Consider the following 235-nt stretch of genomic DNA (forward strand, 5'->3'; position numbering starts at 1 on the left):
CCCGGAGCGGCCTCGACGGTGATGCCGGCGCGCCCCAGCACCTCGACGGGTGCCGACCACCAGACCGAGGTCGTCGGCAGGGTGCGGGCCGGCAGGTCGAGGAGCCCGGAGCCGAGCACCTCCATGTCCGGGATCCGCTTGCGCTGGAAGCTCAGCACCTGGGTCGTGACGTCCATCGCCCCGAAGCCCCAGGTCACCGGACCCCAACGGCGCTCCGCGGTGACGGACCGGATCT

Annotated in this window: 1 protein-coding gene; it reads right to left on the minus strand. The window is 73.2% G+C overall.

What is annotated here, in order from left to right; genetic code table 11:
• Positions 1-197 (minus strand): hypothetical protein (locus KVT14_RS21465; RefSeq protein ID WP_217617395.1); only part of this gene is annotated, 197 nt, incomplete at its 3' end.
• Between the last annotated feature and the right edge of the window lie 38 nt (positions 198-235).

This window comes from Cellulomonas sp. GbtcB1, from assembly GCF_019091725.1.
Lineage (GTDB): Bacteria > Actinomycetota > Actinomycetes > Actinomycetales > Cellulomonadaceae > Cellulomonas.